Annotated in this window: 15 protein-coding genes; 7 read left to right on the top strand and 8 right to left on the bottom strand. The window is 64.0% G+C overall.

Translation table 11 applies throughout. The features are described 5' to 3' along the window. Positions 1-5 precede the first annotated feature (5 nt). Positions 6-893 (top strand): formate dehydrogenase accessory sulfurtransferase FdhD, encoded by an 888-nt coding sequence (gene fdhD, locus PGC08_RS15590; protein ID WP_271708843.1) that lies wholly within the window; start codon positions 6-8, stop codon positions 891-893. 42 nt (positions 894-935) lie between these two features. On the opposite strand, the gene PGC08_RS15585 is transcribed toward fdhD, so the two are convergent. Further along, on the bottom strand, positions 936-2,342 hold the full coding sequence (locus tag PGC08_RS15585) for an MBL fold metallo-hydrolase (RefSeq protein WP_271708842.1): 1,407 nt from the start codon (positions 2,340-2,342) through the stop codon (positions 936-938). Between the two features lie 420 nt (positions 2,343-2,762). Between PGC08_RS15585 and PGC08_RS15580 the strand changes: the two genes are divergently transcribed. Beyond that, the gene (locus tag PGC08_RS15580; protein ID WP_271708841.1) at positions 2,763-3,113 is read left to right on the top strand and encodes a hypothetical protein; all 351 of its coding nucleotides are present in this window, start codon (positions 2,763-2,765) and stop codon (positions 3,111-3,113) included. Positions 3,114-3,236: 123 nt separating this feature from the next. Beyond that, a complete protein-coding gene (locus tag PGC08_RS15575; RefSeq protein ID WP_271708840.1) occupies positions 3,237-4,520 on the top strand; it encodes an MFS transporter in 1,284 nt (427 codons plus the stop codon). Between the two features lie 148 nt (positions 4,521-4,668). On the opposite strand, the gene PGC08_RS15570 is transcribed toward PGC08_RS15575, so the two are convergent. From PGC08_RS15570 to PGC08_RS15545, 6 genes are read right to left on the bottom strand one after another with little or no spacing between them, the layout of a single operon-like run. Further along, positions 4,669-5,439: a 4'-phosphopantetheinyl transferase family protein gene (locus PGC08_RS15570; protein ID WP_271708839.1), complete on the bottom strand. Its 771-nt coding sequence runs from the start codon at positions 5,437-5,439 to the stop codon at positions 4,669-4,671. Next, on the bottom strand, positions 5,436-6,236 hold the full coding sequence (locus PGC08_RS15565) for an ABC transporter permease (RefSeq protein WP_271708838.1): 801 nt from the start codon (positions 6,234-6,236) through the stop codon (positions 5,436-5,438). The genes PGC08_RS15570 and PGC08_RS15565 overlap by 4 nt, the downstream gene beginning before the upstream one ends. Further along, complete coding sequence (locus tag PGC08_RS15560) at positions 6,233-7,216, bottom strand: ATP-binding cassette domain-containing protein (protein ID WP_271708837.1); 984 nt, start codon at positions 7,214-7,216, stop codon at positions 6,233-6,235. Before PGC08_RS15560 ends, PGC08_RS15565 begins: the two co-directional genes overlap by 4 nt. Continuing rightward, positions 7,216-7,422, bottom strand: coding sequence for an MbtH family protein (locus PGC08_RS15555; protein WP_231442584.1), 207 nt, complete (start codon positions 7,420-7,422; stop codon positions 7,216-7,218). The genes PGC08_RS15560 and PGC08_RS15555 overlap by 1 nt, the downstream gene beginning before the upstream one ends. A gap of 40 nt (positions 7,423-7,462) precedes the next feature. Then, positions 7,463-18,091 (bottom strand): non-ribosomal peptide synthetase, encoded by a 10,629-nt coding sequence (locus PGC08_RS15550; RefSeq protein WP_271708836.1) that lies wholly within the window; start codon positions 18,089-18,091, stop codon positions 7,463-7,465. Positions 18,092-18,147: 56 nt separating this feature from the next. Then, the gene (locus tag PGC08_RS15545) at positions 18,148-18,372 is read right to left on the bottom strand and encodes a hypothetical protein (protein WP_009884246.1); all 225 of its coding nucleotides are present in this window, start codon (positions 18,370-18,372) and stop codon (positions 18,148-18,150) included. Positions 18,373-18,559: 187 nt separating this feature from the next. Between PGC08_RS15545 and PGC08_RS15540 the strand changes: the two genes are divergently transcribed. From PGC08_RS15540 to crtI, 4 genes are all read left to right on the top strand, one after another. After that, positions 18,560-18,919, top strand: coding sequence for a hypothetical protein (locus PGC08_RS15540; RefSeq protein WP_009884245.1), 360 nt, complete (start codon positions 18,560-18,562; stop codon positions 18,917-18,919). A 137-nt stretch (positions 18,920-19,056) separates the two neighbouring features. After that, on the top strand, positions 19,057-20,592 hold the full coding sequence (locus PGC08_RS15535) for an SDR family oxidoreductase (RefSeq protein ID WP_193069697.1): 1,536 nt from the start codon (positions 19,057-19,059) through the stop codon (positions 20,590-20,592). Between the two features lie 14 nt (positions 20,593-20,606). Beyond that, entirely contained in the window at positions 20,607-21,494 is an 888-nt protein-coding gene (locus tag PGC08_RS15530) for a phytoene/squalene synthase family protein (protein WP_096178707.1), read from the top strand. Next, positions 21,491-23,125 (top strand): phytoene desaturase family protein, encoded by a 1,635-nt coding sequence (gene crtI / locus PGC08_RS15525; protein WP_193069698.1) that lies wholly within the window; start codon positions 21,491-21,493, stop codon positions 23,123-23,125. The genes PGC08_RS15530 and crtI overlap by 4 nt, the downstream gene beginning before the upstream one ends. On the opposite strand, the gene PGC08_RS15520 is transcribed toward crtI, so the two are convergent. After that, positions 23,089-23,259, bottom strand: coding sequence for a hypothetical protein (locus tag PGC08_RS15520; protein WP_009884241.1), 171 nt, complete (start codon positions 23,257-23,259; stop codon positions 23,089-23,091). The genes crtI and PGC08_RS15520 overlap by 37 nt on opposite strands.

Genomic DNA, 23,259 nt, shown 5'->3' with positions numbered 1-23,259 from the left:
TCGCCATGGTGCAGCGCAGGGCCGTTCGTGCCCGAGTCCACAAATTCGACGCCACCGGAGAGCTCTCCGCCGGCCCCGACTCCCTGGCTGGGGAAGAGCCGCTGGAGGTCCGCCTCAACGGGGAGCAGTTCTCCGTCACCATGCGCACACCCGGCAACGATATCGACCTCGTGGCCGGCTATCTCCTCTCCGAGGCGATCATCACGACCATGGCTGACATCGAGGAGATCGACTTCTCCACCGGGCTCGCTCCCGACGGGACCCGGAACCACAACGTCGCGGCTGTGCGGCTGCGACCAGGAATCTGGAGCGCCGAGGCGGCTCCCGCCCGCTCTGTCTACACCTCGTCCTCGTGCGGGATCTGTGGCACCGCGGCGATCGACGCGGTCACGAAGACCTCCGCCTACCCGCTGATCCCGGCCTCCTTCCCCGTCGACCTGGACGAAGAGTTCCGGTTCTCGCCCCTGCTCTCAGCAGCCAGGATCGGTGAACTGCCCGACCGGCTGCGCACACAGCAGGACGTCTTCGACAAGACCGGGGGAGTCCACGCCGCCGCACTCTTCGCCGTCGGCGATGATCCGAACGATGAGCCGGAACTCCTCGTCGGGCGTGAGGACGTGGGCCGTCACAACGCCGTCGATAAGGTCATCGGCTGGGCGATGTCACACCACGGACCCGGTCTGCCGCTGAGCCGCACGGTCCTCCAGGTCTCAGCGCGCGCCTCATTCGAACTGGTGCAGAAGTCCGCGATGGCAGGCATCCCGATGATGTCGGCCGTGAGCGCACCATCGGCCCTGGCCGTCGATCACGGCAAGAGTGTGGGTGTCAGCGTCATCGGCTTCAACCGCAGGGGCCGTTTCAATGTCTACTCATACCCGGAGCGGGTGGCCTGAGCCCCGGCCTGATTCCGGGCACGGTGTTTGTGGCCCATCGGGTCACTGCACCTGGAGTCCCTGCCTCTTCAGGGCTGCCTGCCAACCGAGATAGCTGCCCTCGAGTTCGATGACGCGGTGCCCGGCTCGCCGCAGAGCACTGGAGGCCACCGAGTTGCGCACTCCGCTCTGGCAGAAGCTGACGATCGTGCCCGAGGCGGGCAGTCGATCCTGATGCCAGAGGACTCGTCCTGCACTCAGCTGCTCGGCGCCGGGAATCGTGCCCTGCGCGAACTCCGATCTGTTGCGAACGTCGAGCAGGAGATCGTAATCGGTCGAGTCGAGGTCCTCCGGCCCCACCAGATCGGGGACAGCGGTGGGGAGGCCGTCGGTGCTGGTGACATAGCCTTCGGTGGTGTCGATGCCGACCCGAATGAAGTGGTTTCGCAGATGCTTGGCGGTGTCCGGGCCATCGGCCAGAAGCACGAGTGGCCGAGGATCGGACTCCGGATCAAGCACCCAGCCCGCGTGGACGGCAGGCTTGTTCCAGGCTGGAATGTTGATCGCGTCCTGGACCGTGCCCGCATGGACACCGTGCTGATCCCTGGTGTCAACGAAGGTCAACGCGGCGTTCTGAAGACCCTCGCGGACTGTGTCGACATCGAGTTCAAGCAGTTCGGGTTGCGGACCGAGAACCACGGGCCCCTCCCGGTTCTGTCGTTTCATGCGACCGAAGTAGGACGGTGCGTCCGGCTGGCCCGCGAGCAGCTCGCCGACGAAGCCCTGCTCATCGCCTGCTGCGAGATGGCGACCCCACCATGAGAAGGTGCGTTCGTAGCCGACCGTGGTCGACGGAACGGACCCCAGCGCCTTGCCACAGGCACTTCCGGCACCATGTGCGGGAAGGATCTGCACATAGTCGGGAAGAGGCAGCAGCTTCTCACTCAAGCTGCGATAGAGCTGCGCCGCCCCCACATAGCGGGTATCGACTCCACCCGCGGCCTCGTCGAGGAGGTCGGGTCGCCCCAGATCGCCGACGAAGACGAAGTCACCGGTGAACATGAACCCCGGCTCATCTGCTGTGACTGTATCGGTCAGGAGGAAGGACATGTGTTCGGGGGTGTGCCCCGGGGTGTGCACCGCCTGCAACACGAGATTTCCGACTGTGATGGTGTCCCCGTCAGTCAGACGCTCGCCGGCGTAGCCGTATTGCCAGTCCGTCCCACCTTCGCCGGACAGGTGGACCGTCGCTTCGGTGGCGGTGGCCAATTCGCGGGTGCCGGAGAGGAAATCGGCGTGAATGTGGGTCTCCGTGACGTGGGCGATGCGCATTCCATTGGTCGCGGCCAGCTCCTGGTAGGCGCTGATGTCTCTGCTCGGGTCGATGACGATAGCCTCGCCGGTGGCCTGGCAGCCGATGAAATAGCTCGCGTGAGAGAGGTCCTCATCGTAGATGCGTTCGAGTAACATGATGGTTCTCCTGGGCAGTGCGAGTCGAGATGGTGATATCCGCCGCGGGACAGCCAGCGGAGAGGCACGGTGATGAAAGTGAGAGGATACGGGGCTCCTGTCCGCCTGCCAGGGTGAGGCTGCTGCATCGGCGCAGAGCATCGTGAAGAACCTACTGAGTCAGACCCCGGGCGAGCACTTCGAGGGTCAGCCTTACCCGACTGATGGCCAGGGACTCGTTTTCAGAATACGCCGCCCGGGTGCCATGAACCAGGTCTCAGCGGTCATCTCTGAGTCACACGAAGTCATCGGTGTGGGCCGGTTGTGAATCCGCCGCGGGAAGGAGCGGCAAATCGGCCTTGAGGGGGAAGTGGCCCATGAAGGTGCGCGCCTACGCTGATTTCATGGGCTACTTCGCTCAACTGAGACAAAGGACCTGCCATGACTGGAGTCACCGTCAACAACAATCGTCTGACGATCATCTTTCCCGGGTGGGAGCGAATGATGGCCGGGCGTCGTTTCCATTCCGTTCCCCTCGATGCGATTCGCGCCTCCGAGGTCACCGGGTGGACTTCGGAATTCCTAGGATGGCGATCGGGCCTGAATATCTCCGGCTACCGGAAGCTCGGCACCTATCGGCACCCGAACGGAACGCGTCGTCTCGTGGCGATGAAGGTCGGTGAACCGGTGCTGCGCATCCGCTTGGCCGACATCCCCGAAAGCGGGGGTTTCGATGAACTGCTCATCTCCACCCCCAATGCCGCCGAGGTGGAGGCTGAGCTTCAGAGCTGAACGTGCGCAGCCGCGGTCGGCGGCAGCGCTGCGGACCCGTCGGGTCTGGTCACCACTCGGACTCAAACCACTTCAGCTACTCAGATGCATACCATGCTGAGAGGGAGCTTTAGGGAGTGAAGAGTGGAAAGACGAGAGCAGCGGGGGCCGAGCCGAAGTCTGCTGACGGTCCTCTTGGGTGCCGTGGGTGCCGGGCCGCTGCTGCTCTACGGGCTCAGCGCCGTCAGCGACTCGATCATCATCGATCTCGGGATCTCGGAAGCCCAATTCGGACTGCTGGCCACAGCCTGCTTCGCCTGCGCGGCCATCGGCAATGCAACCTTGGGCCGGGTCGCGGACCGGCACTCGGACAACTCTCTGATGACGGTGGTCTTCGTGCTCGCCGCAGCTGGGCTGATGTTGGTCGCGATCCCGGCAGGGTTTTGGATGCTGTTGATCGCCGCAGGCATCTCGGGTGTTGCCCAGTCCTTCCCCAACGGGGTCACCAATCGGATTCTTCTCGAACGCGTCCCGGCGTCGAAGCGCATCAACTGGGTGGGAATCAAGCAGTCGGGAGTCCAGGTCAGCCAGCTGGCGGCGAGTCTGACCTTTCCACTGTTGGCGGCGGCTGCCGGCTGGCGGGGCGCGGCGCTGCTCATCGCTCTCGTTCCTCTCCTTCTGATGGTGCTATCGTGGCATTCGCTGCGCGTTGCACCGCTGCTCACGGATCCAGCGTCGCGATCTGTTGACACCACCGAGGCTGCCGAATCCGAGGCTGCCGAACCTGAAACTGCCACCGCTGGGGCTGCCCCCGCCGAGGTGGTCGGTGCAGTTCCCGTCGCCTCGTCGCGACACCCCGGCATGGTGTGGGCACTGGCGGCCTTCGGCCTGCTCAACGGGGTCGGGGTTCAGGCAACCAATGTCTACATGCCGCTGTTCTCCGTGCGTGAGCTGGGGTTCTCACTCGTCCTCGGCGGTGTCACCGCGGCGGTGGCAGGGGCGATCGGTGTGGCTGCCCGGGTGGGCTGGGCCAGGCAGATGGCTCGAGGTGCATCGGGGCCACGAGTGCTGCTGCTTCTTGCTCTCATCGCCGTTCTCGGTGCGGCAATGTTCTACGGCGCGGGTGTCAGCGGCTGGGCATGGATGCTGTGGCTCGCAGCGGCACTGCACGGCACCTCGGCGCTCGGCGTCTCTGTGGTTCTCATGAGCGCTCTCATGCGCTCCATCCCGTCGGCTTCGATGGCCTCGGCCAGTGGAATGGTCACAGCAGGCATGTTCACCGGGTTCGCTCTCGGTCCTGTTGCCATGGGGCTGTTGGTGAGTTCGCCCGGTGGATTCTCGTTGGGCTGGATTGTCGTCGGAGTGATCTACCTGCTCTGCGCGCTGCTGGCCGTGGTGCTCATTCGCGCGGCGAGGAGAGCCGAATGATTCGCTCCTTACGGAGCTGCTGTCCAGGCGTCCACAGTAGAATCTGACGCATGCGTAAACGTGTGCTCATCATCATCTTGGCCGCCCTCGCTGTGCTTGGTCTGATCGCCGGTATGCTCGGCGGCACCCCGACCTGAGGGCCGTCCCGTCACTGGCCGAGAAGGTCGGACAGAGTCAGCGATGTGACCGGCAGTCGGTCGACGCAGCTGAGTGCCGCTGCATGAGAGGGACGACAGGGCACGGAGGCCAGGTTCAATCCGTTGATTTCCGGATAGTCGGGGGCTCTGATCGCTGATGCCCAAGCACCGCTGCCGTCGATAACTGACGTTTCCTCACTGGTTCGCACAATTTCGGTCCGCACCACTTCGGTTCGCACCACTTCGAGCTTGTTGGGCTCCACGCTCAGACCATGTCCAGTCGTCTTCAGCGCAGCTTCCTTGGCAACCCAGAGTTCGAGACGCCTCCGATCTGAGCCCGTGCAATTGGAAGTGCGCTCGCTCGGGGCCAGCACATAGTCATCGAATCCGGGGAAGACGTCGCTCGGAAGACATTCGATGTCGACGCCGATCGGTGAGGACGGCGGCGCCGAGCCGACCAGCACCATGGTTCCCGAGCGCGACAGGCTGACTTCCGCGTCCGTGACCTGCGGCTTGCCGTGTGGGCCCCCGCAGCTGCGGCAGCGACGCGTGAACTCCAGGTCACCGGCACTGCGAACATCGGCGCCGAGTCGACGAGCAGCGACGAGGCGCAGGACGAGATGTGCGCAGCGATAGGCGATCCGATCGGATGCGTGGCGCAGGCGATCGGAACGCTCCACCTCAGCCGGTGAGAGCAGAGAGGCGAGCCATGGGTGGGCCGTCTGAGCCTCGCGCACCCTGCTGATGTCGCACACCAGGTACTCGATCCCGGCGCCGGTCACCTCCGGCTGATCCTCCGGTACTGGGACACCGCGATCGTGGAGAAGATCGCAATGACTGCCACGCAGCTGATCACCGCGTAGAGCATCGGGTTGTCTGCCGCCCATCCCGTGCCCGAGGTGTACCCAGCGGGAGAGACATTGCCGAACAATTCGCGGACGCTGGTCGCCACTGCAGTGACGGGATTCCATGAGGCGATCGGCTGCAGCGGTCCAGGCAGTGAATCGACGGAGACGAAGGCCCCGGAGAGGAAAGTGACCGGGAAGAGCCAGATCAGACCGAGACTCTGAGCCACCTCGACACTGCGTGCTGTCAACGCGATGACCGCGCCGATCCATGACATGGCGAAGCCGAAGAGCAGCAGCAGAAGGATGGCCAGAACTGCCGATCCGAAGCCTTCGGTGATGCGCCAGCCGATGATGAGTCCGCAGACCATGGTCACGACGATCGAGATCGAGCCGGTGGCCAGATCGGAGGTGGTTCGCCCCAGGATGACGGCCACGCGTGACATCGGCAGCGAGCGGAACCGGTCGATGAGCCCCAGTTGAAGGTCCTTGGCGAGGTAGACGGCCGTGAACGAGGAGTTGAAGGTCAGCGTCTGGGCCAGGATCCCCCCGATGAGGAACTCCCGATAGGGCGCTCCACCCAGGCTGCCGCCGAAGACGAACGCGAGCAGGAACACGAAGATCACGGGCTGCACGACGCCGGTGACCAGTGCTCCGGGGGTGCGGCCCACGTTGAGGAGATTGCGCCAGGCGATGACGGAGCTGTCGCGCGTCGCCGAGGTGATGGTGCTCATGCTCCCACCTCGATGTCCGACTGCGGCTGAGGCGGTGGTTCCGCAGTGGCCGGGCTTCCCGTCAGCTCCAGGAAGACATCGTCGAGCGTCGGACGGCACAGCGCCGCCTCGGTGACGACGACACCGGCTCGGTCCAGGGCGCCGAGCACCTCCAGCAGAGTCTTCTGCCCCTGCGGCGCCGGGACTGTGACGTGCTGCCCCGTGGAATCGCGCTGCGGTGTGACCGAGCCTCCGAGGATACGTTCGACGATGCGCAGAGTCTCGGCGAGGAAATCGGGGCTGGCCAGTGTCAGTGCGATGCGTTCGGCGCCGAGGCTGACCTTGAGTTCGTTCGAGGTCCCCTCTGCGATGACTCGGCCGGAGTCGATGACGGCGATGCGGTCCGCCAGCTGATCGGCTTCTTCCAGATATTGGGTCGTCAGCAGAACGGTGGTCCCTTGGCCGACAAGAGTGGAGATGACGTCCCAGGTGTCCAGCCTGCCGCGTGGGTCTAGACCGGTGGTGGGCTCGTCGAGGATCACCACCGGTGGTCGGTAGACCAGAGCCGAGGCCAGGTCGAGACGCCGTCGCATGCCACCCGAATAGGCGCCTGCTCGTTTGTCTCTGACGTCGACGAGGGCGAAGTCCCTGAGCAGTTCGCGAGCTCGAGCTCGCGACTCGGCGCGGCTCATCCCGTAGAGGCGGGCGACCATGAGGAGGTTCTCGTAGCCGGTGAGCTTCTCATCGACCGCCGCATACTGTCCGGACAGTCCGATGCTGCGGCGCACGGCGGTGGGATCGGCGCTCACCGAGTTCCCCGCGACTATCGCGTCTCCGGAGTCGGGCCGGATCAGCGTGGACAGGACCTTGACCGTGGTGGTCTTGCCTGCCCCATTGGGCCCCAGCAACCCGAAGATCTGTCCCTGCTCGACCTGCAGGTCGATTCCGTCCAAGGCTCTGAAGCTGCCGTAGTTCTTCCTCAGTTGGTCAATGCGGATCACTATGACGCGATCTCGGCGAGCCTGCGCGGAGTGATGTCCGTCCAATTCGCCTCGACGAATTCGAGGCATTCATCGCGGTCGGCCGGACCGAAGGCGATGACCCAGCCAGCGGGCGCATCGGCGAACGTCGGCCAGAGGGAATGCTGTTGGAGGTCGTTGACGAGTACACGGAAAGTGGCGGTGGTGTCATCAAAGGGGTTTTGCACTTTTCCTCATCTCCTGTCGATTGCTGGTGAGATGTAACGCTTACATCTGTGGTTCGGCGTCATCGTCCAAGTGGATTGCCATCACGGGAAGAATTTCTCGAAGCGCAGGCACCGTGAGCATGTCTGCGTGTCGTGCCGGGACTTCGGCGACGTGAATGTGACCAGAGACATAGGGCCGCCACGCTTCGGCAGTGGGGGTGCCAGGCGGAACATCCTGGGTTGCTGTGAAGACCAGGACATCGCCGACGAATCTCTCCGCCGGAGATTCTTGGATCAGCCGGGACATGGTGAAGAACCCGTCGGTCATCGCCGTCATGGTCTCAGTCGAGATGTTGCCCAGCGGATCGCCGAGTTCGCGCAGCAGTTCCAAAAACCGTTCGTCCTCGAGGTCGTCCGTACCGACCCGAACGCTGGGATGATTGGCGCCGAGGTAGTCGGCCCACAGTTCCGGACCCACGACCATTTCCTCGGCACCCTGCCCGTCGGGGAAGGCGTCGAGGATCCCGAGGAAGGCAACGTCCTCACCGAGCTCCTGCAGCCGCGCGGCCAGGCGATGCGCCAGAATGCCGCCGAAGGACCATCCCAGCAGGTGATACGGTCCCTCCGGCTGCACCGACCTCATCTGCATGATGTAATCGTCGGCGAGCTCGGTCAGCGTGTGAGCAGTGATCTGCTCCGGGTTCTGTGGTGCCAGCCCCGGCATCTGCAGGCCGATCAGCGGACGCTGCGAGTCGAGGCCGTGGAGCATCGTCGCGAAGCCCCAACTGATGCCGGTGGCCGGATGCACCGTGAACAGAGGAGATTTCGTGCCCGTCGTCCGCAGCGGAAGCAGACGCTGCAGACTGTCGCCGATCGAATCAGCAGTCTCCTGGCCGGCTTCGGCCACTAACTGCTCGACGGTCGGTGAGCGGAAGAGGGACTGGACCGAGAGCTCGGCACCGAGGGCCTCGTTGACGGCTGCGATGAGCGGTCGGGCGAGGAAGGAGTGACCGCCGAGTTCGAAGAACGACTCGTCGATCCCGACACGGGGCAGTGAGAGCACCTCGGCGAAGATGGCGGCCACAGTCTCCTCATGAGGCGTGCGAGGTGCCGAACGCGACCCGACCTCTGCCTGTGATGGGTCGGGAAGCGCCGACTCATCGATCTTGCCGTGCGCAGTCAGTGGGACCTCGTCGATGACGACGATCCGCGGCGGGACCATATAGCTCGGCACCATTGATCGCACATGTCGCCGAGCCCCATCGGCGAGGTCTTCACGCGACCCTCTCGCTCCCGGGGCATCGGTCCCAGCCGCCACGACATAGCCGACCAGCGCCATGGTGGCGGCATCAGCACCGGATGCTCTCACCAGTGCGTCCTTGACGTTCGGGGCCGAGCGCAGTGCGCGTTCGACCTCACCGAGTTCGACCCGGAAACCGCGGAGTTGGATCTGGTTGTCGCTGCGACCGAGGAAGCTGAGGTTGCCGTTGTGATGACGAACGACGAGGTCCCCGGTCCGGTACATGCGTTCACCTGGCTCGCCGTAGGGATCACTGACGAAGCGTTCGGCGCTCAGTCCGGGCCGGCCTCGGTATCCGTGTGCCAACTGGCGCCCGGCAAGATAGAGCTCTCCAATCGTCCCGGCCGGCACATGGTGGAGTCGCTCGTCGAGCACATAGCCACGCATGTGGTGGACTGCCGAGCCGAGAACCGGAGTCGCCGAGGCTTCGACGGGCCCGGCAAAGGCGTCGACAGTGGTCTCGGTGGGGCCATAGAGGTTGTAGGCACTGATGCCCGGGCGTTCGCGCAGCCAGTCCCAGAGGTCCTCATCGATCGCCTCACCGCCGAGGGCGAGAGTCACAGGAGCGTCTGCCCTGGCTGCTTGGTCGATCAGCTCCAGGAAGTCCGGCTCTGTTCTGAGCTGACGCAGGTAGCTGGGAGTGGTCTCCCAGAACCCGATTCGCAGATCGCGGAGCAGGCGTGCCAGCTGCTGTGGGTCGCGCTGGACCTGTGTGGAGGTGATGTGGACGCGGTGCCCGACCATCATCCACAGCAGAGGGTCCCATGCGGCGTCGAAGCCGATACCTGTGGTGTGGGCCACCGTGATCTGCTCGGCACCGGTGGCCGGGGTCGGCAGATAGGTGGCGCGGTGGGAGGCGAGCAGGTTCGCCAGCGCATCGTGGCCGACTTCAACGCCCTTCGGCCGTCCAGTCGAGCCGGAGGTGAAGGTCACATAGGCCACAGGAACGAGCTGCCCCGCCGGAGGCGTCTGCTCCGGTGCCGCAGCCATCGAGCCCGGCCACGTCCGGGCCGAGCGGGCAGCGTCGACCGTGCCGTCGAGGGCCGAGATCTCGACGACGGGTGGGGCGATCCCAGCCTCGGCGAGGACAGGTGCCAGCTCCTCCGCGGTTCCGGTTTCGGCCACGACGATGCTCGGCGTCGCATCGGCCATGATCGCAGTGGTGCGAGCCACAGGGTAGTCGATGTCGATCGGGTTGTAGGCAGCACCGGACTTGAGAACGGCCAGAGTGGCGACGATGATGCCCACGCCGCGGCTCAGCCGCACGGACACCGTGGACCCTGGCCCGGCACCGAACCTGAGGAGTTCGCGGGCCAGCAGATCGGAGGCCTCGTCGAGTTGCCGGAACGTCAACGAGGTGTCGGCCGAGTCCACAGCGGTGGACTCGGGCAGCTGACGCACAGTGGTGGCGAAGACATCGAGGACCATCGGCAGGGAACCCGGAGGGACGGGACCTGCGAGTTGGTCGATTGCGGCAGTGACCTCCGCGGTCTCGAGGAGGCCGATGTCGGTGATCGGCCGCTCGGGCTTCGCCACGAGTTCGGTGACGAACCGGGACAGATTCTCACACATGTCGCTGATCGTCGCAGCCTCGAACATCGAGGAGTTGTAGTCGAGCACGACGTCCAGGCCAGGTTCGGGAGTCGACCTGCCTGAGGCGTTTCTGCGGAACGTGAAGGAGAGGTCGAACTTCGCGTCTCCGGTCTCAACCTCCGGCTCGATGCTCGTGTCGACTCCCGGGAGGTCGAGGAGAGGAGAGGCTGTATTCTCCAGGGAGAGCATGGTCTGGAACAGAGGATGGCGGCCCAGCACCCGAGGCGGATTGATGGCTTCAACCAGCCGCTCGAATGGTACGTCGTCGAGCTCCAGTGCGTCGATCACCGCGGTTCGGGTGCGCGCCAGCAGGGTGTGGAAATCCGGTTGGGAGGAGACATCGGTGCGGATCGGGACGGTGTTGACGAAGAGCCCGACCATGTCCTCGAGCTCCGGGTCCGAACGTCCGGCGCTGGGCGAGCCGATGACGACGTCCTCACTGCCACCGACTCTGCTGAGGAACCCAGAGAGCACTGCGTGCAGGGCCATGAACAGGCTGGCTCCCGCCTCGGCGGCGATGGCAGCCAGTCGCTGCGTCGTGCGGTCGTCGAGGCGGAAGTGATGGTGACGGCCGGCTTGACGGGCGGTATGCGGACGAGGATGGTCCGCGGGCAGCGGAGTTTCGGACGGAATTCCGGCCAACTGCTCACTCCACAACTGGGTTCTGTGCTCCAGGAGCGGACGATCGTCACCGACAAGAGTCTGTGTTTCAAGCACATGCCGCTGCCACAGAGCGAAGTCAGCGTACTGGACGTCGAGTTTGCGTCGCATCGGTTGGGCGGAGCCGCACAGTGCGGCATAGGCGGTGGCCAGGTCCTGAGTCAGCGGGTTCAAGGACGCTCCGTCGGTGGCGATGTGGTGCATAACGAGATGAAGGACCCACTGGCTTCCTTCGGTGAAGAGGACCGCCCGCAGCGGCAGGTCCGTGCTGAGGTCGAATCCTCGGGCGGCTTCCCTCGCCATCGCCTCCGTGGTTGCGGCCGGCGACGAGGTGGTGCGGCGATCGAGGAGGCCGTGACCGGCATCTGGTGGCAGGATCTGCTGGACAGGACTGCCATCGACGGTCGGATAGATGGTGCGCAGGATCTCGTGGCGCGTGATGACCTCGTTCAGAGCCTGGCCGAGGATATCCGGGTCCAGGTCCCCTTCGAAACGAGCCGCGAGAGAGATGGTGTAGTCAGAGGCTCTGGTGTCGAGCTGATTGAGGAAGTGCATCCTCGCCTGCCCGAAGGACAAGGGGATTGCGTGGGGGCGAGCACCCTGGGAAGAGCGCTTCCACTCGGACAGGCGCAGCCCCGAAGTGGGACCTGGGTCAGCGGTGGGCGCCTCTTCGGTGTGTGCTGATCGCCCTTCATCCAGCCGGGTCGGCACTTCGTCCAGTTCGGTCGGCAGGCTGCGGGACGAGGCATCGAGGCGGCGCAGCAGGGCCGCGGGGGTGGGAGCATCGAAGATCGTTCGCAGCGGAAGGTCGGCGTCGAATGCCTCACGGATGTGACCGATGAGGGAGACGGCGAGCAGCGAATGACCGCCCAGCTCGAAGAAGTCGTCGTCGAGTCCGATGTGCTCGGCCTCGAGCACGAGCGAGAACTGCTCACACATGGTGCGTTCGTCCGGGGTCTGGGCGGCGCGTGAGGACCGGACTCCCGACAGGTTCGGAACCGGCAGACGACTGCGGTCGAGTTTGCCGTGAGATGTCAGCGGAATCGAGTCGACCGGGATGAGCACGGGTGGGACCATCGGTGCCGGAAGCCAGCGGACGAGATGGTCGCGGATGGCGCCCTCCTCGACGTCGCCGGCATAGTAGCCGATGAGTCGTGCCGATTGCGGGTCTTGCAGGTTCTCGACGATGGCCGCAGCCTGTTCGACGCCCTGGCAGGCGGTCAGCGCATTCTCGACGTCTCCGAGCTCGATCCGGTATCCGCGCAGCTTGATCTGGTCGTCGTCACGGGAGATGAAGTCGAGGCGCCCGTCCGAGGTTCGACGGACCAGGTCACCCGTCCGGTACATGCGCTCGCCGTCGCAGAACGGGTTCGCGACGAACCGCAGTGAGGTCTCTGCCATGCGGTTGACATAGCCGCTGGCGATTCCGTCCCCTGCGAGATAGAGCTCGCCGACGACGCCGTGGGCAACTTCGCGAAGTTGCTGGTCCAGGACCAGAGCCTGAACGTTCCTGATCGGTTGGCCGATCGTGGTGTGCTCTCCTTCGACCTTCGCCGTGATGGAGTCGACGGTGAATTCGGTGGGCCCGTAGAAGTTATAGGCTCGCACACCCGCGTGCTGGGCCAGATCGCGCCACAGGTCATCGGGCACGGGTTCTCCGCCGAGGGCGATCGTCAGCGCAGGGGCCCTGCGATGCTGCGTCTCGACACGGCCCTCGGCGTGATCGGCGTGATCGCCGCAATTGCCGCGATCGACGGAATCGGCGCCGTATTCGATGGTTCCGATGCGGTCAAGGAGGCCGGAGGCAATCAGCTGACGCACAAATGAAGGTGTGGTCTCGAGCGCGTCGATCTGCTGCTCACGACAGAACTCCACGAGCGCCTCGGCATCTCGGCGCACATCCTCGTCGACGATGTGCAGGCTCGCTCCGGCCACGAGCCAGAGCACGGGGTCCCAGGCGGCGTCGAAACCCAGACCTGCGGTGTGTGCGACCCTGATCGACTCTTCGCCCAGGCCTGCCTCGGCGAAGATCGTCTCCTGGTGGTGGGCCAGGAGATTGGCCAGCCCGCGATGGGGCACGGCCACGCCCTTGGGCGTTCCAGTGGACCCTGATGTGTACATCTCATAGGCGCGGTCATCGAGATTGGGACGATAGTCGTCTCCGCGAGCGAAGGCTGGGTCGGCATACAGATCCGCGGTGGAGATGGCTGTGCCGGGTCGCACCGGCACGTCGGGGGAGTCGATGACGACGGCGACCGGGTCGCTCACGTCGATGATCAGCCGGATCCGCTGCTGCGGGTAGCTGAGGTCGATGGGAACGGCGATGGCTCCGATGCTCAGCACCGCCAAGGGCACGATGACGGCATCGGCGGATCGTGGCAGGGCGATTGCGACGCGCTGACCGGGACCTATACCTCGCTGGCTGAGCGCGCAGGCGTAGCGGTGCACGCGGTCCCCGAATTCGGCAAAGCTCAGTGTGGTGCCTTCGGCCACGAGCGCGGTCCGCTCGGGGTGACGGTTGACAGTTGTTTCGAGCGCGTCGATGATCGTCGTCTCGACTCGCTCGCGATCGGCTCCGCGGCTCTCCTGCCGAATAGTGTCGAGCTCTGCATTGCTGAGCACCTCGACGTCGGAGAGGAGACGGTTCGGGTCGGTGGCGAACTGTTCGAGCACGGCCACGAACCTGGCGGCGATTTCGCGGGCAGTGGAGTCGTCGAAGAGTGCGGAGTCGAATTCCAGGGAGCCGATGATCCCGGCCGCTTCACCACGGCGTTCGGCTAGATCGAGGAGTAAGTCGAACTTCGCCTCCGAGACCCGCGGGCCGGAGTCCGGCTCGACGTTGAGGTCGCCCATGTCGATATCGACAGGCGCCGTGTTCTGCAGTGTCAGCATCACCTGGAAGAGGGGGTGAAGACCTTCAGAACGCGGTGGGTCGAGCTCGTCGACGACGCGCTCGAACGGGGCGTCCTGATTGGCGTAGGCCGCGAGGTTGGATCCGCGGACTCGGTCGATGAGGTCGGCAGCACTCGGATTGCCTGAGGTGTCGGTGCGCAGGACGAGCGTATTGACGAAGAACCCGACGAGTTCGTCGAGCTTGGTTTCGGTTCTGCCTGCGACGGGGGTGCCGATGGGGATGTCGCTGCCCGCACCGAGCTTGTCCAGCAGCACGGCGAATGCCGCCTGCAGCACCATGAACAGGCTGGCGTTGCGCTCGATGGAGAGTCTGCGCAGTTCGGCATGGACCGTGGGACTGATGTCGACCGGAATTGCTCGGGAGACAGATCCTGAGTTCGCCGCGCTTCTGGTCCGATCGGTGGGAAGGCGCAGCTGAGAGGGCGCGTCGGCCAGCGTGTCCTTCCAAAATGCCAGTTGGTGCGAGAGCGCACTGTTCGGATCCTCCTCGGTTCCGAGGGTCTCTCGCTGCCACAGGGCGTAGTCGGCGTACTGCACAGGAAGAGGGGGAAAGGCCGGGGCCCGACCCTGCCCGCGAGCGCGATAGGCGGTGGAGAGGTCTCTGGCCAGGGGGCCGAGTGACCAGCCATCAGCGGCGATGTGGTGCAGAGTCAGCATCAGCACATGATCATCCTCGCTGAGCCTGATGAGGAGGGCCCTGATCGGAAGTTCCATGGAGACGTCGAATCCTCGGGTGGCCTCAGCTTCCACGGTGTGGTGGACGAGCCCTTCACTGACGCCGACCGTGGACATAGCGATGCGGGCGTTGGCCGGGTTGAGAATGACCTGCTCGGGCTGCCCAGCCGTCCAGGGGAAGACGGTGCGCAGGCTCTCATGCCGCACGATGACGTCATTGATGGCCGATTGCAGTGCATTGGCGTCGAGTCGTCCGCGCATGCGCAGAGTCAGCGGAATGTTGTACGCCGCGGAGCTTGTATCGAACTGGTTGATGAACCACAGACGAGCCTGGGCATATGAAAGTGGTACCTGGGTGGGTCGGTCTGCGGCGACGAGCTCATGACCGGCTTCGTCGGTGGTGGCCTTCGGGTCGAAGCAGGCGCTGAGCTCGCGGACGGTGGGGTGTTGGAAGACTTCGCGCAGGGCGGGTGCAGTGGCGAAGCTCGTGCGCAGATTGGCGACCAATTGGGTCGCGAGCAGCGAGTGTCCGCCGAGTTCGAAGAAGTCATCGTCGATGCCGACGGAGTCGATGCCCAACACGTCGCTGAAGGCCTCGGCCACGATCCGTTCTTGGGAGTCTCTCGGCGCTTCGGATTCGGAACGAGTCGATTCCGGTTCGGGGAGGGCCTGGCGGTCGAGTTTGCCGTTGACTGTGAGTGGAATGCTCTCAATCTGCATGATGAACGAGGGAACCATGTAGTCCGGGACACGGGTCTTTATGCTTCGGCGCACCTCGGCGGTATCGAGCTGCGAGGGAGAGGTGACGAAACCGAGCAGCTGAGCATAGCCGGCCTGGTTCTGCCTGAGTTCGACGATGGCCGAACTGATCCTGGGATCAGACTGCAGGGCGAGTTCCACCTCAGAGAGTTCGACTCGGTAGCCGCGCAGTTTGATCTGCTCATCGGCGCGGCCCAGAAACTCGATGCCGCCGTTCAGGGGTCGGCGGACGATGTCTCCGGTACGGTACATCCTCGAACCATCGTCGGCGAACGGGTCGGCAACGAAGCGCTCAGATGTCGTACCGGGACGGTCCACATAGCCGCGCGCCAGGTTGAGCCCCGCGATGTAGAGCTCTCCGGTGGCCTGTTCGGGCACAGGGGCCAGCCGGGAATCGAGGACGTAGTGCCGAGTGTTCGTGACGGACTGGCCGAGGATCGGCGACGTATCGGCAGCGATGGTTGCGGTCAGACTGTCGACGGTGGTCTCTGCCGGTCCGTACAGGTTGTAGGCGGTCATTCCTTCACGCGCGGCCAGCTGTTTCCAGAGTCCGCTGTCGACTGCTTCTCCGCCCAACGCGACGACGCTGGGGTGGCCGTCCGCGCCGAAGCTGCTGTGAGCCAGCAGAGCCTTGATGAAAGAGGGCGTCGTCTCGATGGAGTCGATGCCATGGGTGGTGAAGTAGGCCGTCAGGGCCTCTGGGTCGCGGCGGGTGAGCGAGTCGATGAGGTGGAGTTCATGCCCGGCGAAGAGCCACAGCAGCGGGTCCCATGCGGCGTCGAATGATATCCCTGCGGTGTGTGCCACCCGCAGCCCGCGACCGAGGCGTTCCGCGGCCGGAGCGAAGATGGTCTCCTGGTGGCTGAGGAAGAGATTGAGCAGCGACTGGTGTTCGACGCCGATGCCCTTGGGTCGGCCGGTCGACCCGGACGTGAAGATCACATAGGCGAGGTCGTCGGGTGCCGGAGTGGCCCCCGGTGCCGCCTGCGAGGTCCTGGACGACAGTGCAGCGGCGAGCACGTCCGAATCCAGGTCGATGACAGGTCGGTCTGTGAGAATCGTGGTCTCTCCGTCAGGGCCGGGCACGCGTGAGGAATTGAGTACAAGGGCCGGGGCCGCGTCGGCGACCATGGCTTCGATTCGGGCCGCCGGATGATCGGGATCGAGAGGAACGAATGCAGCTCCCGCCTTGAGGACCCCGAGCACAGCGACCGGCATCGCCGTGGTCCGTCCGATGCGTGCGGCGACGCGTGTGCCCGGGCCGGCGCCCTGCTGGCGAAGATGGCAGGCCAATTGTGTCGAACGGCGATCGAGTTCGCAGAAGCTGAGATGCCCGTCATCGGCGACCACGGCGGAGGCGAAGGGGGTCTGATGCGCATGGCTGACGAATTCGTCGACCACGGTGTGGTGGGGGATGTCCTGGACTCGACCCTGTCCGCCGGCGATGACCTCGTCTGCTTCGCTGTCGTCGAGCAGAGACAATCCCGCCAGAGGCTGAGCGTGACCGGGATCCAACTGAGCGTGACCGGGATCCAGTTGGGCGAGGACGGAGAGGAAGCGTCCGAGGTGATCGGCGAGGCTCTCCTGGGAGTAGAGCTCGGCATTGGCCTCCAGCCGAACGATCGCAGTTCGTGAGTCCCTGCCGGAGGTGTTCTGGTCCGCTCCCAGGCCGTGGACGATGATCGACAGATCATCGACGGGCCCCGTGGACAGGAGATGAAGGGAGGCCTGAGCCTGACCGAAGCTGATGTCATCGACGGCAGGGAAGATGTTGACTGAGGGCCCGATGTAGCTCGTGTCGGTATCGAGCTCCTGATATTGGAATCGTTGGTGGATGAGTGTCGAGCGCAGGGCAGAACCCGTGCTCTCAAGGAGTTCGGGGAAGGTGGTCTCGGGTGCAGTGGTCAGCTGCAGCGGCAGGATCTTCGACATCATAGACGGCACTGATTTGGCCAGGGCGCTGCGCCGGGCCGTCACCGGCAGGCCCACGGAGACGGTCTTCCGACCTGTCATCCTGTGCAGATAGGTCGCAGCCGCTGCGAGGATGAGCGTCGGTGCCGACTGGGCACTCGCCAATTGCCTGGCCAGCTCCGGGGGTATGTCGGCGTTGGCCGTGACCAGCTGTTTCGCCGAGGCAGGCGGACGTCCCGCCAAGCCCGTGGCGGTCTCCGACTCGGCGATGGTCTGTGACCAGAAGTCGGCATCCGTGCGGAAACGCTGTGACACCCGGTAGTCCGCCTCCTCGGCCACCAGGGCCTCCAGGCTGCCGAAGGGCGAATCCGATGGCTGTGCGGCAGGATCAGCCAGCTCGCCGTACAGCTGCGACTCGCGTCGCAGGATGAGCACGGCAGAGTAGCCGTCGACGAGGAGGTGGTGGGCTCGCTGGTAGAAGATCCAATGGTCCTCGCCGAGGTGGAACAGCTCAGACCTGAGCAGCTCACCGGTCTCGAGATCGTGAACGGTGGCGAGGTCGGCTTCCATGAGGGCCTGGGCCTTTGCCATGGATTCGTCGACCGACCCGCCTCGCAGATCATGGAAGTGTAGGTGACTGCGAGGCGAGCCGTGCTTTTGGAAGACTCCCTGCTCGTCTTCGCCGAAGACGACGTTGAGCGAATCGGCCTCGGCTACGGTGGTGCCGACGGCACGTCGCATGACATCGACGTCCAGAGGCCCGAGAATTTCAACGTACAGCCCGATCTGGAATGTCGGGTTGTCGGGTTCGATCTTCTGGGCATACCAGATGCCTCTTTGTGCGGACGTGAGTTCGATGCGGGGGGAGTCTTCAGTCATTGTGTCTTTCGAACGCGAGAGTGTGATGCGGTCTTGCTGAAACGGCAGAAGGACGGTTACTGGAACTGTCCGATGTTGATCGAGCCGATGAGGTTCATCAGATCTCCGAGATCGATGAGCGGTCCTTCGATCAGTGAGCTGGAGGTGTCTGCAGAATCTGTCTGTGGTGATTCAGCTGCCGAAGCTGCGCCGGGGGCGGCGAAGACTCCGACCATCACGGCGAGAGCTGCGATTGCGGCACCGCCGATGGTCCGAAGACCTGTGCGTTTGAGGCTCAACATTGTCCCTGTCCTTTCCTGACACGGCGTGCAGATCATCTGCACCGGGCAAGCAGAACTGGTTCGGAGGGTTCGTGCGTTTGGATTGACGATTCGCGAAATTTCTCGGAATCCTCAGACTGACAGCTGCTGAGAGCCGCGTTGACGCGCACGCTTCACGCCTGACCGAAAGCAGAGCATAATAGAACGTATGAACGAATATCAGCGACCGGAATGGCTCAGTCGGTACCAGGACTTCAAGTCGCTGTGCTCAGACGTTTCGGGGGAGTACATCCGCTTCTACCTCACCACGGGCTGCGAGCAGATCAGCTATACGCATTCCCAGAACACCGAGGGGCTGCCGAACTACTCGTGCCGCCTCACGGCAGAAGACGGTACGGTGCTGCTGTTGCCGCTCGACGACTGGCGCCACCGGATGGAAGAGGTGCCTGGCCTGGTGCGCACCTGGTTGGGCGAGCATTCGGACCTCAAGGGCTGCAAGCCTTCCAAGTCCCACTATCAGGGCGACAGATACTGGTTCGAGCAGTGGCAGCTGGCGAATCCCTGGTGAGCCGGTGACGCGAGCTGATCTCTGGGTGCACGCACACTGAGGCGTCGCGTGGTCGTGAAGCCGCTACTGTCGATTGCCAACCAAGGCAGTTCCGGCTTTTACTAGCCAAGCTAGCGAATATTGCCTATGGTGACAGAATGGCGCAATCGCAACCCGAAACCATTGACCCCTCGCCCCTCCCGCGAACCGTTCTTGTGCTCGGGGCCACCGGCTATATCGGGGGGAGGCTCGTCCCTCGCCTTCTGCAGGCCGGCCACCACGTTCGCGTTGCCGTGAGATCGCCGCACAAGCTCGAACAGGTGCCCTGGGCCGACGAGGTCGACATCCATCGCGTCGATCTCGACGATGGAGACGGCCTCCTCGAGGCCGCAACCGGAGCTGAGGTCATCCACCATCTTGTCCACTCGATGGGATCGGGGCGTGACTTCGAAGACAAGGAGGCCGCAACGGCCAGGCGGGTAGCCGAAGCGGCAGAAGCCGCCGGTGTTCGACGTATCGTCTACCTCGGCGGACTCCACCCCGACAAGACGGACCTGTCCATGCACATGCGCTCGCGAGCGGCGGTCGGCCGGATTCTCCTCGATTCGCCTGTGCCCGCCGTCGCGTTCCAGGCAGGCATCATCATCGGATCAGGCTCGGCATCATTCGAGATGGTTCGTCATCTCGCCCTGACACTTAGACTGATGCCGGCGCCGAGGTGGGTCAGCAATCACGTCGAACCGCTGGCGGTCCGTGATGTGCTCTACTACCTCCTCAAGGCCGTCGACATCGGCGGCGACGTCAACCGTACCTTCGACATCGGATCCCATGATGTTCTCAAGTACGCCGAGATCATGAGAAGATTCGCTGCGATTGCCGGACTCAAACCCCGGCACGTCCTCACACTGCCTCTGCCTGCACCCACACTGTCCGGCATCTGGGTCGGACTCGTCACCCCGTTGCCGTTCGCACTGACGCTGCCGCTCGTCCAGTCGCTGCAGGAGGACGCGGTGACCAAGGACCGTGATGTCGACGAGGTCATCGCTCCACCGCCCGAAGGGATGCTCGACTTCGAGCAGTCCGTGCGTCTGGCTCTGCTGCGCGAAGCCGAAGGGGCCGTCGACACCAATTGGGATGCCGACGCCGGAGGGCTTGCCCAGGCGGCGAAGCCGCTGCCGAATGACCCCGAATGGGCAGGAGAGCGCGTCTTCACCGATGATCGAACACTGCACTTCCCTGATCTGACTCCCGAACAGCTCTGGCCGGTCATCGAAGGCATCGGTGGGAAGAACGGCTGGTACTCGTGGCCGTTGGCATGGCGGGTACGGGGCGTGTGGGACAAGATCGTCGGCGGCGCCGGCCTGAACCGCGGGCGGAGACTTCCGGATCGGCTTCGGGTCGGTGACCCGGTCGACTGGTGGCGAGTCGAAGAGCTCGAGCCTGAGCGTCGACTGCTCCTGCGGGCAGAGATGCGGGTATCGGGCAGAGCCTGGCTCGAATTCACCACCACCGATGCCGGTCAAGGCTGCGACTTCAGGCAGCGGGCGATCTTCATTCCCAAAGGAGTTCGCGGTCGGATCTACTGGACCTTCGTCTCACCATTTCATCGACTCATCTTCCCTGCCATGGCGAAGAACATTGCCGCGGCTGCGAAGAAATCTCACCCCGGGCGACGTCAGAAAGGAATTCGTTAGCTAAGCTAACGAATATGTTCCCGCAGACGCACGAAGTGTTCAGCCACACGGCCCAGCAGGCGGCCAAAGTCGTCATCTCGAACTATTCGACGTCTTTCGGCCTGGCCACCAGACTCCTCGGGCCCACCTATCGGCACCACATCCGCAACATCTACGCCCTTGTGCGGATCGCCGATGAGATCGTTGATGGTCTTGCCGCTGATGCTGGACTCGATGCAGGCGAGCAGCGGCAGCTGCTGGACAACTTCGCTGCCGCAACCCGCAGCGCACTGCACTTCGGCATCAGCGACAACCTCGTCATCCACGCGTTTGCGCAGACGGCGAGGACTACCGGAATCACGTTTGATCTCATCGAGCCGTTCTTCGCCTCAATGCGGGCAGATCTGAGCGCCCCGAGTGCCCCCGTCCGCAGTCTCCCTGCGGACGAACACCGGGATTACGTCTACGGTTCCGCCGAGGTGGTCGGCCTGATGTGCCTCAAGGTCTTCCTCAGCGACCAGAACCGCACCCCCACCGAGGTTGAGACGCTGGAATTCGGGGCGCGGCAGCTCGGGGCGGCGTTTCAGAACATCAACTTCCTCCGCGATCTGGCCGACGACAGTGTGCGCCTCCATCGCAGCTACCTCACCACTGAGAGTCGACTCTCAGACTCCGACAAGACCGCGTGGGTGATCATCATCCGACAACAGCTCGCAGACGCTCAGGCCACGTTCTCGCTGCTGCCGAAGGACGCCAGAGCAGCAGTGAGAAGTGCTGCCGCACTCTTCGCCTCTCTCAACGACAGGATCGCGCTCACTCCCGTAGATCGCCTCTATCAGGAGCGTGTGCGCATCCCCAACGTGGTGAAGATGCGTCTGGCATCGCGAGCCATCCTGTCCACTGCAAGGGAAGGACGGCCATGACACAGCGCATCGGTGTCATCGGTGGAGGTGCGGCGGGCCTCGCCACCGCAGCCCTGTTGGCACGCGAAGGACACACCGTCGACCTCTTCGAGCAGAATTCCACGCTCGGCGGTCGTATCGGTTCGATCGAGCGGGACGGCTATCGATTCGACACCGGGCCTTCCTGGTACCTGATGCCGGAGGTCTACGAACATTTCTTCAACCTCGTCGGGACCTCTGCGAGTGCCGAATTGGATCTGCGCAGTCTTGACCCGGCCTACACCGTATTCAGCCCCGGCTCGACATCCCCACCAGCGCAGACGATCACGATTCCGCAGGGCAGAGCTCGAGTGCTCGAGGTATTCGAACGCGTCGAGAGGGGCAGCGGCCGTTCTCTGAGCCGATACCTGGCATCGGCCGACCGCACCAAGAACATGGCGATCGACTACTTTCTCTACAATCCCTTCACCTCACCGATATCGATGCTTCGGCCAGAGATCATGACCGCGCTCCCGACCTTGGTTCGTCAGCTCGGCACATCGCTTGAACGCTTCTCCTCCGCCTCGGTGAGGCATCCCGTGCTGAGACAGATCCTCCAATACCCGGCAATCTTCCTCGGCACGGACCCGCGGACGGCACCTGCGATCTACCACCTGATGAGTGCCTTGGATCTCGACGACGGGGTCCGATACCCGATGGGAGGATTCAGAACCATCGTCGACGCATTGACCCGCATCGTCGAAAAGTCCGGAGTCCGCGTGCACACCGACGCCGCGGTGGAGCACATATCTGCCGTCCCGCGCAGCGGTCGACGCAGGAAAGCCACCGGTCTCGTCTGGACGGATCACGAGGGCCGAAAGCACGAACACCGCTGTGACATCGTCGTCTCCGCCGCTGATCTCCACCACACGGAGACTCAGCTCCTCGATCCAGTCGATCGGAGCTTCCCTGCAAGCTGGTGGGAGAAGGTGACGAGCGGGCCGGGCGCCATTCTGGTATTTCTCGGAATTGAGGGAGAAGTCCCGCAGCTTCCCCATCACTCGCTGTTCTTCACCGACGACTGGTCGACCAACTTCGACGACATCTTCGGCCCTCGACCGAAGATCTCCTCCCCGGCATCGGCCTATGTGTGCAAACCCAGCCACACCGATCCCAGCGTGGCACCACCCGATCACGAGAATCTATTCATCCTCATACCCGTGCCCGCTGATGCAGGCCTGGGCGCAGGTGGCAGCGATGGGCAGGGAGATCCGCGCATCGAGCGTGCGGCGGATCGAGCCATCGATCAGATTGCGCAATGGGCAGGCATTCTTGACCTGAGAGCTCGGATCAGATTTCGGCAGACGCAGGGCCCGACGGATTTCTCCAGCACCTTCAATTCGTGGCTGGGCGGGATGCTCGGGCCTGCCCATACGCTGCGGCAGAGCGCGATGTTCCGCCAGCAGAATGCCTCCAAGAAGGTGGAGGGACTCTTCTACGCCGGTGCAACGACGGCACCCGGTGTCGGTGTGCCGATGTGCCTGATCAGCGCTGAACTGGTTCTCAAACACATCCGAGGAGACTCAAGCCCGGGCCCCTTGCCGGTCGAGGGCGGCACCTTCGACGCAGCAGAGTCTCAGCCGTTGAACTGCTCGAGTTCGTCTGCGCTGTAGTAGTGCTGGGCCAGGTCATTGACCCGAACGAGGTACTTGCCCCGTTCCTCGTCGAAGACCTCGACCTTGCCGGTGTTGCCATTCATGGGTTCGCCGGTGATCGTCACGGTGTCGCCTGTGTTGAAATCAGCCAT

Origin of the sequence: Brevibacterium sp. BDJS002 (assembly GCF_028201555.1) — a bacterium.
GTDB lineage: Bacteria > Actinomycetota > Actinomycetes > Actinomycetales > Brevibacteriaceae > Brevibacterium > Brevibacterium aurantiacum.
Note: the sequence above shows the minus strand (reverse complement) of the source record. Positions and strands in the feature narration are given on the sequence as shown.

Excerpts from the sequence above, each read along its gene's own strand:
- PGC08_RS15580 (WP_271708841.1), top strand. The coding sequence starts at position 2,763 with ATGACTGGAGTCACCGTCAACAACAATCGTCTGACGATCATCTTTCCC.
- PGC08_RS15565 (WP_271708838.1), bottom strand. The coding sequence starts at position 6,236 with ATGAGCACCATCACCTCGGCGACGCGCGACAGCTCCGTCATCGCCTGG.
- PGC08_RS15520 (WP_009884241.1), bottom strand. The coding sequence starts at position 23,259 with ATGGCTGATTTCAACACAGGCGACACCGTGACGATCACCGGCGAACCC.
- PGC08_RS15585 (WP_271708842.1), bottom strand. The coding sequence starts at position 2,342 with ATGTTACTCGAACGCATCTACGATGAGGACCTCTCTCACGCGAGCTAT.
- PGC08_RS15545 (WP_009884246.1), bottom strand. The coding sequence starts at position 18,372 with ATGTTGAGCCTCAAACGCACAGGTCTTCGGACCATCGGCGGTGCCGCA.
- PGC08_RS15535 (WP_193069697.1), top strand. The coding sequence starts at position 19,057 with ATGGCGCAATCGCAACCCGAAACCATTGACCCCTCGCCCCTCCCGCGA.
- crtI (WP_193069698.1), top strand. The coding sequence starts at position 21,491 with ATGACACAGCGCATCGGTGTCATCGGTGGAGGTGCGGCGGGCCTCGCC.
- PGC08_RS15540 (WP_009884245.1), top strand. The coding sequence starts at position 18,560 with ATGAACGAATATCAGCGACCGGAATGGCTCAGTCGGTACCAGGACTTC.
- fdhD (WP_271708843.1), top strand. The coding sequence starts at position 6 with ATGGTGCAGCGCAGGGCCGTTCGTGCCCGAGTCCACAAATTCGACGCC.
- PGC08_RS15550 (WP_271708836.1), bottom strand. The coding sequence starts at position 18,091 with ATGACTGAAGACTCCCCCCGCATCGAACTCACGTCCGCACAAAGAGGC.
- PGC08_RS15530 (WP_096178707.1), top strand. The coding sequence starts at position 20,607 with ATGTTCCCGCAGACGCACGAAGTGTTCAGCCACACGGCCCAGCAGGCG.